Below are 13,196 nucleotides of genomic sequence, written 5' to 3' on the forward strand. Positions count from 1 at the left end.
TCAGTCGCGCGAGGACGGATCGTGGCTGGGAAAGTGCGGCAGCACTTCCTGTGCGATCTCTTCCATGACCTCGGCCGCGGGGCGGCGGCCGCGCTTGAAGTTGAGCGCGACGTGGTTGACGCCGGTCGCACGGTATCGCTCCAGCAATTCGATCAGCAGGTTGCGTCCGAGGCGAAAGCCCGAGCGCTGCGGGGCGGGGCGCTCGTCCGGGTCTTCGGCCAGATCGATGTGCAAGGGCTGGGCGAAGGGCTTGAAGTCGGCACCGCTCGCGGAGACCGCATCGCGCCACGTGCTCATCACGATCTGCTGCGTGGTCGGGTCGTTGGAATACATGATCCATGCGTCGCAGTTGGCCGCGATCCATTCCGGGTCCTGCCGGCAGTGGCCGGTAATGCCGATCGGGATGCGCCCGTGAAGCGGTTTGGGGATCAGGTCGGCATTCGCGAGCTTGCCCAGCGGCGAGTCGATGCGCGGGAAGGATTCGCCGATGAGCCGGTTGAAATACGCCAGCGACTCGCGGAAGAGTTCGCCGCGACGCTCGATCTCCTGCCCGAAGGCGGGAAACTCCACCGCGCGGTCGCCCGAGGCGATGCCCAGGAACAGCCGCCCGCCCGACAGGTTGTCCACCGAGGCGGCGGCCTTGGCGAGCGTGATCGGGTGGTTGAGCGGAAACACGATGGAGCCGGTGGCCAGCGTGATGTCGCGCGTCGCGCCCGTGATCAGGCCCAGCCACACCCAGGGGTCGTAGATCTGTCCGACATCGCCGAAGCTCGGGTCGCGCAGCGGCACGTCGCGCGTCCACAGCGCGGCGTAGCCCAACTCGTCGGCGCGGCGGGCCAGCTCCACCTGGCGGCTCATGTCCGGGGTGTCGCCGTCGTAGTTGTCGATCGCGAAGAACAGGCCCAGCGTGAGCCGGTCACGCGCGAACATGCGCCGGAATCCCGGCGTGTCCGGCGGCACATAGGGCGCCGGCGGCGCATCGTCGTGCTTGCGGCCGAACGGCGGGAAGCCGCGTTTGGGCGGTTTGAAGCGCTTGCGGCCGAGGCGGTCGGCGTCGTTCTCGCCGATGAGGATCTTGCGCAGCTTGCGGCGCCACTCGGGTGATGTAGACAAACGCTTCTCCGGGCCTGGGGTGTCGGCGTGGGATTCTAGCGCGGACCCGACGATTCCCTTCGGTGGCGACCGCTCGTTCGGCGTTGCGAACGAATCGGCGCGGCATGGCTCAAAGCCCCTTTTCCACAAGTCACGAAGGAGTCCCATGACGACGCTGTTCGACCCCATTCGCATCGGCGACATCGAGTTGCCCAACCGCATCGTGATGGCGCCGCTGACGCGCAACCGCTCGCGCGGCACCGTGCCCGACGAGATGACCGTCGAGTACTACCGCCAGCGCGCCGGCGCCGGGCTGATCATCACCGAGGCCACGCAGATCAGCCCGATGGGGCAGGGTTATCTGGATACGCCGGGTATCCACAGCGCCGAGCAGGTGATGGCGTGGAAGAAGGTCACCGAGGCGGTGCATGCGGCGGGCGGGCGCATCGTCATGCAGCTGTGGCACGTCGGACGCATCTCGCACAGCTCGCTGTTGCCCGATGGCGCGCAGCCGGTGTCGTCCACCAACCGCCGTCCCAACGCCAAGACCTTCACGCGTGACGGTTTCGTCGACACCTCCACGCCGCGTGCGCTCGCCGACGACGAGATTCCGGCGCTGATCGAGGATTACCGTCGCGCCGCGCGCAACGCCATCGAGGCCGGTTTCGACGGCGTCGAGGTGCATGCGGCCAACACCTATCTGCTCGAACAGTTCCTGCGCGACAGCGCGAACGACCGCAGCGGCCCCTACGGCGGCAGCATCGAGAACCGCGCGCGGCTGCTCGTCGAGGTCATGCGGGCGGTATGCGACGAGATCGGCGCGGCGCGCGTGGGCGTGCGCCTGAGTCCGGTCACCACCTTCAACGACACGCCGCGCGACAGCGACCCGCAGGCGCTCTATGGCCACGTGGTGCGCGCACTCGCGCCGCTCGGCCTGGCCTACATCCACGTCATCGAGGGCGAAACCGGTGGTGCGCGCGAGCCCGAGGACTGCGATCCGCCCTTCGACTACGAGGCATTGCGCGAGGCCTTCCCGGGCGCGTGGATGGTCAACAACGGCTACGACCGCGCCCTGGCCATGCAGGCCGTAGCCACCGGCGACGCCGATCTGGTGGCCTTCGGCGTGCCCTTCATCGCCAACCCGGATCTGGTGCGTCGGCTGTACGAGAACGCGCCGCTCAACGAGCCCGATCCGTCGACTTTCTACGGTGGCGGCCCCGAGGGCTACATCGACTATCCGTTTCTCGAGGACCGTGTGACGGAGTAATCCCTCGCCGATGCACCCGCGGCACATCACGTGCCGCTGGTGTATGCTGAGCCCGTCGTGCCGTTCCGGGCGCGTTTCGCGCGCACTCGAGGCACCCGCCGCTTCCCGTCGATGTCAGATATCTCCGTCAATACCGATCATTCCGAACGCCTGCAGGCGGCCGTGTCGCGTTTCGAACGCTGTTATGCGCGTCTCGAGCAGGCCAGCCGCATCGCCAAGACGGCGCACGCCATCGAGGTCATCGACGCCGCCCGCCGCCTGCTGGCGATCCCCGGCGGCGTCGAGGTGCTGGCCGAACGTGCCGACCAGTTCCAGGCCGCGGGCGTGTTCGCCGGCAGCGACTGGGCCGAGCCCGAGAGCCTGCAGGCGCAACTCATCCCGTCGACGCTGCAGTTCGGCGAGGAGCGCACCGTCGCGGTCGAGTGCCTGAGTTTGTTGCGCTGGCTGGCGCTGGCCGAGAACCGCGCGCGCCATCCCGGGGTTTCCGCCGAGCAGGCGGTGCACTTCCTGCGCGAGGCGCTGGCGGTCAATCTGGACTACGTATTCGACCGCGCCACCGAGGCCTCGCGCGAGCGCCGCACGGCCGCGGCGCGCCAGGTCTTCGCCTTCATCGCCGAGCGCATCGGCTACGACTCGATGCTCGAACAACTGGTCGAGGAAGTGTGGCGCATCCTGCGCCAGCGCCCGGTCAAGGTCGACGGCGCCAAGACCATGATCACCAAGCTCGCGGTGGTGCTGGCCGACCCCGACACCGACGTCAACAGCCTGCGCGGCGCCGACCGGCTCACCAGTGCGCTGTTCGGTCCGACCCAGGCCACGCAGTACGACCCCGGGCTGGACGCCTACCGCGAGGCGCTGGCGCACATGGATGCGCAGACGCTCAAGCAGGAGGCGGGTGGATTCGCGCGTTCGATGGCCGACACCGGCTTGGTGTCGGCCTATCACGCGGTGCTCATGCGCTGGCTGCTCGAACAGCAGCCGGACCTGCTGCCCTCGGCGCTGGGGCTGAGCACGACCGGCACCGATACCTTCCTGACCTACGTCGAACTCATTCGTGCGCTGATCGACGAGGCGATTCATCCGGAAACCTGTCAGGCGGTCTATGGGCTGTCCTGTCTGCTCGAGCGCGGCATCCTGTTCTCGCCGCCGGTGGCGCCGGCGCTGTGGCGCCAGCTTCGCCTGCCGCTGCATGCGAGCACCGCCGAGATGATCACGCGGGTGTTCGGCATGGCGGTGGCACCTTCGGTGCAGTTGCTCGCCGGCCTGCTCAACGTGCTGGGCCAGCCCTTCGGCGTGGGCCAGGGGCACAACCCGACCTGCCAGAGCGCACGTGCGATCTCGATGTGGGCCTACAACGACCCGGATTACCTGATGCAGTTGCTCGCGTGGGCCGCGCGCGACGATTCGATCACCATGCATTTCGAGGGCTCGCCGCTGAATTCGGCGGAACTGCCGGCCGGGCTGGTCGACGCGCTGCATCTGGATCTGGACGCGGTGTCTCTGGTATTGGTGCCGCATCTGGATCGCATCTACCTGGGCATGGGCCGGCTCGCAGCGACGCGGCCCGAGGATCCGCACAAGTGGATCAACCCCGAATTCCACGGCTGGTGGGTGGGGCGCGGATTCGCCATCGCGGTGGACGTGGCCAGTGGCCGGCTGCACGAGTACGAAGACTTTGTGCGCACCTTTTATGCGTCCTACCATCCGTACTACAACGGCAACCAGCCGCAGATCCACCTGCAGCCGGCCGGAGTGGCGGTGACCGATTCGAGCGGTCGCTTCGTCGGCTGGCACGCGATCACGCTGATTCGCAGCGCGCTCGACATGCGCGGCGAGATGCGTGCCTACTTCTACAACCCCAACAACGACGGTGGCCAGGACTGGGGCTGCGGCGTGGTGGTGTCGACCGAGGGCAACGGCGAATATTTCGGCGAGTCCTCGCTGCCGTTCGCGCAGCTGGCCTCGCGCCTGTACATCTTCCACTACGATCCGCTCGAGCCGGGCAGCCGAGCGGGCGTGCCGGACGATGCCGTGGCGGAGGTGCGATGCATGGCCGAGGAGAGCTGGGCGCGCGACCGCATCGAGGAGGGCGTGGCCGCGCTGCAGGCCGCCGCGCCGACTTCGCCGGGCCCGGTCTGAACCTGGCGCCGGTTGACGGCGGCCGCGCGGCAGGGCATCTTAAAAGCAGGTCCGAACCTGGGCGATGCAGTTGGCGTCGATCGGGTTCGCGCAAGCTTCACAGAGCCGGTCATCGACCGGCGTCAATACTCCGGCCACGGCCGGTTTCTGCTGGTTCCGGCCGTGGCGAGTCTTCACGCCGCGCAGCCGTCTCTCGGCGTCGCCTGCCACGAGCGGGGCGACGATAACCCGCATCCGACCGAAGCATTCGCAGGCATGACGCGACCGCGGGCCATCCGCCCGCAGCTTGCTGCGTGTCGCGACGAACCGACAAGGAGTCCGAACAATGGAAAAGAATCCCGAAAAAGGCTATGTGGCCCTGCTGGGCTGGAGTCTGAACGCCATCGACGCGCTCGAGCGCTTCGACCGGCGCTATGTCGTGGTCGCGCCGCCGTGGGCGGAGGAATACTGCACGCAGCACGAAATCCCCTACATGTCGTGGGATTTCGAACGCATCAACGATCGCTCGATGGAGATCGCGCAGAAGCTCAAGGAGGAAGGCGTGGATGTCGCCATCCCGCTGTTCGAGGAAACCGTGGAGTGGGCCGGCGCGATCAACTCGGTGCTGATGGACAACCCGCGCCTGTTCGGCCAGTCCATCCTGTTCCGCGACAAGGCGCTGATGAAGCGCCGCGCACAGCTCGGCGGCATCCGTGTGGGCATCTTCGAGGAAGCGCACGACAAGAGCGACGTGGTGCGTTTTCTCAAGCGCGTCAACCAGACCCTGCTCAAGCTCGACGGCGACCCCAACGACCCGATTCACCTCAAGGCCTTCGACAAGGCCGGCTGCTTGGGGCACCGCGTGATCCGCACGCCCGACGAGATCGACGCCATCCCCGACGAGGAATTTCCGGTGCTGATGGAAAGCCACCTCGACGGCTGGGAGTTCGCGGTCGAAGCCTGGGTGCACAACGGCAAGATCCGCTTTCTCAACATCTCGGAGTACGTGACGCTGGGCTATTCGGTGTTCGTGCCCGCCACGCCCGAGCTGGAGAAGCTGCGTCCGCTGGTCGAGAAGCAGATCGAGAAGCTCATCAAGACCTTCGACATCGAGTTCGGCTTCATCCACCCGGAGTACTTCGTCACCAGCGACAACGAGATGTATCTGGGCGAGGTCGCCTATCGTCCGCCCGGCTTCAAGGTGTTCGAACTGCTCGAGCGCGCCTACGGCTTCAACGCCTATCAGGGCCTGGTGCTGGCCTTCGACCCCAAGACCACCGAGGAAGAGATCACCGCCTTCTTCCCGCGCGAGGTGGTCGATGCCAAGGGCCATGCGGGCTGCTTCGGCGTGTACCCGCGCCGCCGCGTGGTGAGCAAGCTGGAAATCCCGGCCGAGACCGAGGAGCATCCGTACTTCGAGTCGCACGAACTGACCGCGCCGCTGGAGGAAATCGTCACCAAGCGCACGGCCTTCGGCACGCACTGGGGTCTGGTGTACTTCTTCGGCGAGGACCCGTACACGTTGCGTGACCTGCTCAAGCATCAGGAGGAACTGGACTACTACGTCTGAGCGAACGCAGACCGGATTCATGCGTTTCCCGGGCCCGCGCCGTCGTTGTCGCACAGCGCGGCCGATGGCAAGATGTAGGCGCTTGTGTGGGGAAGCCCGTGAATCAGAGTCTGCACGCCGATGAGGCCCGCCTGCTCTATGCCGGCCTGCGAGAGATCGCGGCCGGCAGTTTTCCGCGTCGCTGCGGCTGTTGCGGCCGCGAGTACGCGACGCCGGAGCAATGGCTGCGCGAGACGCAGCCGGTGCCACGCGGCAGCGGGCTGAAGGAGGCCGCCGACGAGGAAGGGGTGGCCGTGGTCGTCGAACTGTTTCGCAACTGCGCCTGTGGTTCGACGCTGATGGAGACCTTCGACGATCGACGTGACATGAGCGACGCCGGCGAACGCCGGCGTCGTTATTTCGGCCGCATGCTCGATGTGCTGGTGCAACGCGGGCTGCGGCGCGACGAGGCGCGCCGGGAACTGCTCGACGCGCGTCGCGGGCGCATCAGCGAGCGCCTGCGCGAGCTGCTCGAATCGGGCGCGATGCGGCGCACCGGCTGAAACGCGCTCCCGAGTTCCGATACAGGTCCGCGCAACCGCATGCAAATCCTCTCGCTCTTCGCGCTGGACGCCTACCCCCCGGAAGCCATCCTCTTTGGCCATCACGAACCGGGGCTGACCGCACTTTCCGTACTCATCGCGATCGCCGCATCCATCATGGCCTTGCAGGTGGGCGGGCTGGCGCGCAGCGCACCCGACCGCTTCGCGCGCAACTTCGCCGTGCTCAGTGGCGCCGTGGCGCTGGCCGGTGGCATCTGGGCCATGCACTTCGTCGGCATGCTCGCGCTCGATGCCGGCATCGAGGTGAGTTACGACCGCACGCTCACTGCGGCATCCGTGTTGCCGGCCTTCGTCGCGGCGTGGATCGCGCTGCGATTGTTCGCGCGCCGGCGCATCCAGACGCCGCAGTTGCTCCTCGGCGGTACTTCGATCGGGTTGGGCATCGGCGCGATGCACTACACCGGCATGGCGGCGATGCGCATGGACGCGCTGCTACGCCTCGATGCCGCATGGTTCGTCGCGTCCATCGCCGTGGCCGTGGTGTTCGCGATCGCCGCGCTGTGGATCCGCTTCGGCCTGCTGCGCCGTCACGCCATCGACGAGACGCGCGCCGTGGTGCTCGGCGGCATCGTGATGGGTCTGGCGATTTCGGCCATGCACTACAGCGGCATGGCTGCGGCAGTATTTATCGGTCGCCGCGAGGCGACTCACGCCAGCGGCGCTGGCTCGGCCACCGACCTGGCCTTGTGGATTGGCGCGCTTTCGCTGGGGCTGGTGATGCTCGTCGCGCTGGCCAATGCACTGATCCGCCTGCATCGCCTGTATCGCCGCGTGCATGACGACGAGGCGCGCATGCGCGCCATCGTCGACACTGCGGTCGACGCCATCGTGACGATCGATGGCTTCGGCGTCATCACCAGCTTCAATGCCTCGGCCGAGCGTCTGTTCGGCTGGACGGCAGACGAGGTGATCGGGCGCAACGTGCGCATGCTCATGCCCGAACCGCACGCGGGCGCACACGACGGCTATCTCGCGCATTACCGGCGCACCGGCGAGGCGCGCATCATCGGCGTCGGGCGCGAGGTCACGGCAAAGCGGCGCGACGGCAGCCCGATGCCGATCCGGCTGGCGATCGGCGAGGCGCGTGTGGCCGGCGGCCCGGTGTTCGTCGGCTACATCACCGACATTTCCGCGCGCAAGGCCATGGAAGCTTCGCTGCGCGAGCGCGAGGAGCAGTACGCTTCGCTGATACGCAACATCCCCGGCACCGCCTTCCGCTGCCTGCCCACGCGAGAGTGGGAGGTGATCTTTGTCAGCGACGCGGTCGAGCAGATCAGCGGTTGGCCCTCGGAGGAATTCATGTCCGGGCGTCGCAACATGGCCGATATCGTTCATCCGGACGATCGTGAGCCGGTGTTCGACTGCATCGCCGAGGCGCTCGCCGAGGGCGGTGGCTACGTAACCGAGTACCGCGTCGTGCATCGTGACGGCAGCACCCGTTGGGTGTGGGAGAGCGCCAGCGGCGTGTGCGACGAAGACGGCAAGGTGCGCTGGCTCGACGGCGTCATCATCGACATCAGCGCGCGCCGCGAGATGGAGATGGACCTGCGCGACGCCAAGGAGCGCGCCGAGCATGCCGCCGAGGCGCGCAGCGCCTTTCTCGCCAACATGAGTCACGAGATCCGCACGCCGATGAACGCCATCATCGGCTTCTCCGAGCTGCTGCTGGATACACCGCTGCGCGCCGACCAGCGCCGCCATCTGGGTACGGTGCACGGCGCGGCGCGCTCGCTGCTGGGCCTGCTCAACGACATCCTCGACACGGCCAAGCTCGAAAAGGGTGCGATCGAACTCGAAACGGAGGACTTCTCGCTGCGCGAGCTGGTCGGCCACGTCGCCGACATGTTCCTGCTGCAGGCCGAACGCAAGGGCGTCACGCTGCAACTCGACTACCGCGCGACCGGCGAACATTTCCGCGGCGACGCGCTGCGCATCCGTCAGGTGCTGATCAACCTGGTAGGCAATGCGATCAAGTTCACCGAGCACGGCCACGTGCGCGTCGAGGTCACGCAGGACGCCGCGCTCGTGCGCATCGCCATCGCCGATACCGGCATCGGCATCGACGAGGCGCGCCTGGCCCAGATCTTCGATCCCTTCGTGCAGGCAGACGCATCGATGAGCCGGCGCTTCGGCGGCACCGGCCTGGGCACCACCATCGCGCGCCAGCTCGTCGAACTGATGGGCGGCACGATCCGCGCCGAGAGCCGGCTTGGCGAGGGCTCCACCTTCGAAGTCTGTCTGCCGCTTGCGGCCGGCGAGGCCGGCATGCCGGGGGCCTTCGCGGGCACGCGATTGCCCGCGCTGCGCATGCTGGTGGCCGACGACGTGCCCGACAACCTGGAGCTGCTGCGCGTCGCCCTGGGCGCGGCCGGTCACACCGTGGTGACCGCGGCCGATGGCGAGGAAGTTTTCCGCGCCTTCTGCCACGAGACATTCGATGTGGTGTTGATGGACATGCAGATGCCCGGCGTGGACGGCCTCGAGGCCACGCGCATGATCCGTGACTTCGAACGTGGCAGCGAGCGCGCACCGACGCCGGTGATCGCACTCACGGCGAGCGTGCTCGACAAGGACCGCGCGGCCGCGCGCGAGGCCGGCATGGACGGCTTCGCCTCCAAGCCCATCGAGTGGCCGGCCCTGCAGCGCGAGATCGCACGCGTGCTGGGTCTGGCGGATTCGGCCGGCGAATCACCGGTGTCGACCGAAGCAACGTCGGTCGGTGCTGTGGACTGGTGCGCCGGCGAGCACCGCTGGGGGTCGCGCGCTGCACTCATCGATGCGCTGCGCCGCTTCGTGGCGGCGCAGTCCGACGTGCCCGCGGCGATCGCGGCCCTGCTGGACAGCGGGGAGCGCAGCGCGGCGCTGGCCGAACTGCACCGTCTGCGCGGGGCGGCGGCCAACCTGTCGCTGTTGCGCGTCGAACGTGCCGCCGCTGCGCTGGAGACGGCCTTGCAGGGCGAGATGGCCGAGGGCGTGTGGCGCGCAGGACTGGCCGATCTGTCGGCCCGGCTCGACGAGGCCATGGGCGAATTCGGCGCGGCTGCGATCCCCGCAACGGATCGCGCCGTCGAGCGCGATGCGGCGGCGCGCGGCGCGCTCGTGCATCATGGCGAGGCGCTGCTGGCGCGCCTGCGTGCCGGCGGCATCGACGACGATCACCTGCGCGCGCTGCGCGCACACATCGGCGTGGAGCGCTACGGCGTGCTGTGCGCCGCAATCGACGAATTCGACTTCGACCGCGCGGTCGATTGTCTGCAGGGCGAACTGGCCGCTGCACGCGAGGAGGAGGAGCGAGGATGAGCGAAACGGGCGAAGGGGACGCGCGACCGTGTCTGCTATTGGTCGACGACGAGCCGTCGAATCTGCACGTGCTGCGCGAGATTCTGCAGGAGGACTATCGCCTGCTGTTCGCCCGCGACGGCGAGCGTGCCCTGCAGATCGCACGCAGTTCACACCCCGACCTGATCGTGCTCGACGTGATGATGCCCGGCCTGACCGGCTACGAAGTGTGCCGCACCCTCAAGGACGAGGCGGCCACCGCGCCGATTCCGGTGATCTTCGTCTCGGCGCTGGCCGAGGTCGGCGACGAGACGCGCGGCTTCGACGCCGGTGGCGTGGACTATCTCACCAAGCCGGTCAGCCCGGCGGTGGTGCGCGCGCGCGTGCGCACCCACCTGAAGTTGGTGCGCGTCGAGGAACTGGTCGCCACGCGGCTGGCGATCGTGCAGCGCCTGGGGGTGGCCGCCGAGTACAAGGACGACGAGACCGGTCGCCACGTGATCCGCATGAGCCACTACTCGCGCGTGCTGGCGCTCGCCGCCGGCCTGGGCGAGCGCGTCGCCGACGAGATTTTGCACGCGGCACCGATGCACGACGTGGGCAAGATCGGCATTCCCGACGCCATTCTGCGCAAGCCCGGCAAGCTCGACGCGGACGAGTGGAAGATCATGGCCAGCCATGTCGAGATCGGCGCGCGCATCATCGGCGAGCATGAGACCGGCCTGCTCGCGCTGGCGCGGCGCATCGCGCTGTGCCACCACGAGAAATGGGACGGTTCGGGCTATCCGGCCGGGCTGGCGGGCGAAGACATCCCCATCGAGGCACGCATCGTCGCCATCGCCGACGTGTTCGACGCGCTCACCAGTGAGCGCCCCTACAAGCATGCCTGGCCGGTGGAAGAGGCGGTGGCGCTGCTGCAACGAGAGCGCGGCCGGCATTTCGACGCGCGCCTGGTCGACCTGTTCGTCGAGCACCTGCCCGAGATGCTCGAGATCCGCGCGCGCTGGGCCGATTGAGACCGGTCAGCCGGCCGCCGGCTCGAAGCGCAGCGCCAGGCCGTTGTTGCACCAGCGTTCGCCGGTGGGGGGCGGGCCGTCGTTGAAGACGTGGCCGTGGTGGCCGCCGCAGCGCGCGCAATGGTATTCGGTGCGCGGCCACAGCAGCTTGAAGTCGCGCTTGGTGCCGAAAGCGTCGGGCAGATGCGTGTAGAAGCTGGGCCAGCCGGTACCGCTGTCGAATTTCATGTCGGACGTGAACAGCGGCAGGTCGCAGCCGGCGCAATGGTAGGTGCCGGCTCGCTTCTCGTCGTTGAGCGGGCTCGTGAACGGCGCCTCGGTGCCTTCACGGCGCAGGATGCGGTACTGATCCGCGGTGAGCCGTTTCTTCCACTCGTCGTCGCTCAGTTCGAGCTTGTCGATCATCGTCGTCGTGCCTCCCTCGGTGGCCGCATGGGCGGCGGGCAGGAACGGGACGGCGGCGAAGCCGGCCAGCCCGTTGAGAAATGTGCGTCGTTTCATGTCGGTTCCTCCGTCGCGGGTCAGCGGCTCGCGCCCCACAGTTGCTCCAGGCGCCGGTCGCGCCCGCAGCCGTTGCGGTAGTACTTGTAGCGGATCGGGTTCTTCACGTAGTAGTCCTGGTGGTATTCCTCAGCCGCGTAGAAGGTGCTGGCGGCGACGATGGGTGTGTTGATTTCGGCGTCGAACGGCTTGCTGCGTTCCAGCGCGGTCCTGGAGCGTTCGGCGATCTCGCGCTGTGCCGCGTCGTGGTAGAACAGCGTCGGGCGGTACTGGCTGCCGCGATCGCAGAACTGGCCCTTGATGTCGGTCGGGTCGATGTTGCGCCAGAACACTTCTACGAGCTTCTCGAAGCTGACCTTTGCCGGGTCATAGACCACCTGCACGGCCTCGGTGTGTCCGGTGCGTCCGCTGGTGACCTGCTTGTAGGTCGGGTTTTCGGTGTGGCCGTCGGTGTAGCCCGAGGTCGTCGAGATCACGCCCTCGAGCTCGTCGTAGGGCGGTTCCATGCACCAGAAGCAGCCGCCGGCGAAGGTGGCGACGGCGTGTCCGTCCGCGGGTGCCTGTTCGGCGTGCAGCGGCAAGGTTGCCAGGGCGAAAACGGTGACGGCGGTGCGGGCGAGCAGAGCGATGGCGTACTTCATGGCGTAATCCTTACCGTTCAATGACGGAGTTAGAGCGAAGGGCGGCGAGCGAGTTCGCGCACGACCCGGAACACGGCGATCGTGTGCCTTGGTCGTGCGAAGGTCGCGGACCTTACAGCGAGGCGTGTCGCTGAAAGCTGGGGCAGGACGGGGAAGGGCGGGCGCGGTGTGCCGACGGGGAGTCGGCTTGCGGGTCGTCGACGCTCAGCCGTTGAGCGATGCGAGCAGTTCGCGTCGGCCGGAGTCGACTTCGGCGAGCATCTGTTGCAGCGCTTCGGGTTCGGTGGCACTGCCGGCGAGCGCGTCGGTGAGGCTGGGGCTGCCGCGGCCGAGCAGGCTGTCGAAGGGGTTGGGCGACTCGGTCGCGACGCGGGCGATCTGCAGCGTATGGGTGAGTGAGGTGGGTGGCCAGGCCTCGATCAGCGGGTCTTCCTGGCGGAATGCGTCGAGGATGGTCTCGGGCATGCCGAAGACCTCGAGGATGGCGCGGCCGACCGGCGCATGCCAGGTGCTGACGAATTCGGCGAAGCGGTCCATGTCCTGTTCCAGCGCGGGGTATTCGCCGGCGCGCGCGAGCAGGAAGAACTGGCCGATGTCGACCATCATGCCGGCAAACATCGCGGTGTCCGGATTGGCGGCGCGCGTCTCGCGTGCGATCACGTGCGACCAGCAGGCGACGTCGACCGAATGCATCCACAGCCCGGTGGCGATGAGCTTCATGGTGTGCGAGCGGAAATCCTGCGCCACCTGTTCGGCGGCCACCGCGAAGGCCAGGCAGCGCAGGGAGTCGAGCCCGATGCGGCGCACCGCGTCGTTGACCCCGGTGACCGGGTTGCCATAGGGGTTCATCACGACGGAGTTGGCCATGCGTACGGCCTTGGCCGCGAGCACCGGCTCGGCGCGCACGACGACCGCGATGTCGTCGAGAGAGGAGTCCGGGTCGTCGGCGATGGTCTTGATGCGCACCGACAAATCGAGCACGGTGGGGAAGTTCAGCTGCCCTTCGAGCATCTCGCGCTCGATGCGCTCACCGAAGGCGCGCAACTGCGAATCGAAGTCGTGCATGAAAACTCCGGTGCGGCGCGTGTGCCGCGGCTGGTTGTGGGGTAC

10 protein-coding genes are annotated in these 13,196 nt (G+C 67.8%); 6 read left to right on the forward strand and 4 right to left on the reverse strand.

Features of this window, described 5'->3' with window-relative positions; translation table 11 throughout:
• Entirely contained in the window at window positions 1-1,113 is a 1,113-nt protein-coding gene (locus tag C0099_RS05730) for an LLM class oxidoreductase (protein WP_199797656.1), read from the reverse strand.
• Between the two features lie 145 nt (window positions 1,114-1,258).
• Between C0099_RS05730 and C0099_RS05735 the strand changes: the two genes are divergently transcribed.
• From C0099_RS05735 to C0099_RS05760, 6 genes are all read left to right on the forward strand, one after another.
• Window positions 1,259-2,359 (forward strand): alkene reductase, encoded by a 1,101-nt coding sequence (locus C0099_RS05735; protein WP_102246554.1) that lies wholly within the window; start codon window positions 1,259-1,261, stop codon window positions 2,357-2,359.
• Window positions 2,360-2,470: 111 nt separating this feature from the next.
• The gene (locus C0099_RS05740; RefSeq protein ID WP_123785220.1) at window positions 2,471-4,498 is read left to right on the forward strand and encodes a hypothetical protein; all 2,028 of its coding nucleotides are present in this window, start codon (window positions 2,471-2,473) and stop codon (window positions 4,496-4,498) included.
• A gap of 325 nt (window positions 4,499-4,823) precedes the next feature.
• Window positions 4,824-6,047, forward strand: a complete 1,224-nt coding sequence (locus C0099_RS05745; protein WP_102246556.1) for an ATP-grasp domain-containing protein — start codon at window positions 4,824-4,826, stop codon at window positions 6,045-6,047.
• A gap of 98 nt (window positions 6,048-6,145) precedes the next feature.
• Window positions 6,146-6,589 (forward strand): oxidoreductase, encoded by a 444-nt coding sequence (locus C0099_RS05750; protein ID WP_199797657.1) that lies wholly within the window; start codon window positions 6,146-6,148, stop codon window positions 6,587-6,589.
• Between the two features lie 39 nt (window positions 6,590-6,628).
• Window positions 6,629-9,949: a PAS domain S-box protein gene (locus C0099_RS05755; RefSeq protein WP_102246557.1), complete on the forward strand. Its 3,321-nt coding sequence runs from the start codon at window positions 6,629-6,631 to the stop codon at window positions 9,947-9,949.
• Entirely contained in the window at window positions 9,946-10,944 is a 999-nt protein-coding gene (locus C0099_RS05760; protein ID WP_102246558.1) for an HD domain-containing phosphohydrolase, read from the forward strand. Before C0099_RS05755 ends, C0099_RS05760 begins: the two co-directional genes overlap by 4 nt.
• Before the next feature lie 6 nt (window positions 10,945-10,950).
• Here C0099_RS05760 and msrB read toward each other — a convergent pair whose 3' ends face one another.
• The 3 genes from msrB to C0099_RS05775 form a co-directional block, all read right to left on the reverse strand.
• On the reverse strand, window positions 10,951-11,445 hold the full coding sequence (gene msrB / locus C0099_RS05765) for a peptide-methionine (R)-S-oxide reductase MsrB (RefSeq protein WP_102248398.1): 495 nt from the start codon (window positions 11,443-11,445) through the stop codon (window positions 10,951-10,953).
• A gap of 20 nt (window positions 11,446-11,465) precedes the next feature.
• The gene (msrA, locus tag C0099_RS05770) at window positions 11,466-12,086 is read right to left on the reverse strand and encodes a peptide-methionine (S)-S-oxide reductase MsrA (RefSeq protein ID WP_102246559.1); all 621 of its coding nucleotides are present in this window, start codon (window positions 12,084-12,086) and stop codon (window positions 11,466-11,468) included.
• Window positions 12,087-12,290: 204 nt separating this feature from the next.
• Window positions 12,291-13,151, reverse strand: a complete 861-nt coding sequence (locus tag C0099_RS05775) for an HDOD domain-containing protein (protein ID WP_102246560.1) — start codon at window positions 13,149-13,151, stop codon at window positions 12,291-12,293.
• Window positions 13,152-13,196 lie beyond the last annotated feature (45 nt).

Source organism: Pseudazoarcus pumilus, assembly GCF_002872475.1.
In the GTDB taxonomy this organism is placed as follows: Bacteria; Pseudomonadota; Gammaproteobacteria; order Burkholderiales; family Rhodocyclaceae; genus Pseudazoarcus; species Pseudazoarcus pumilus.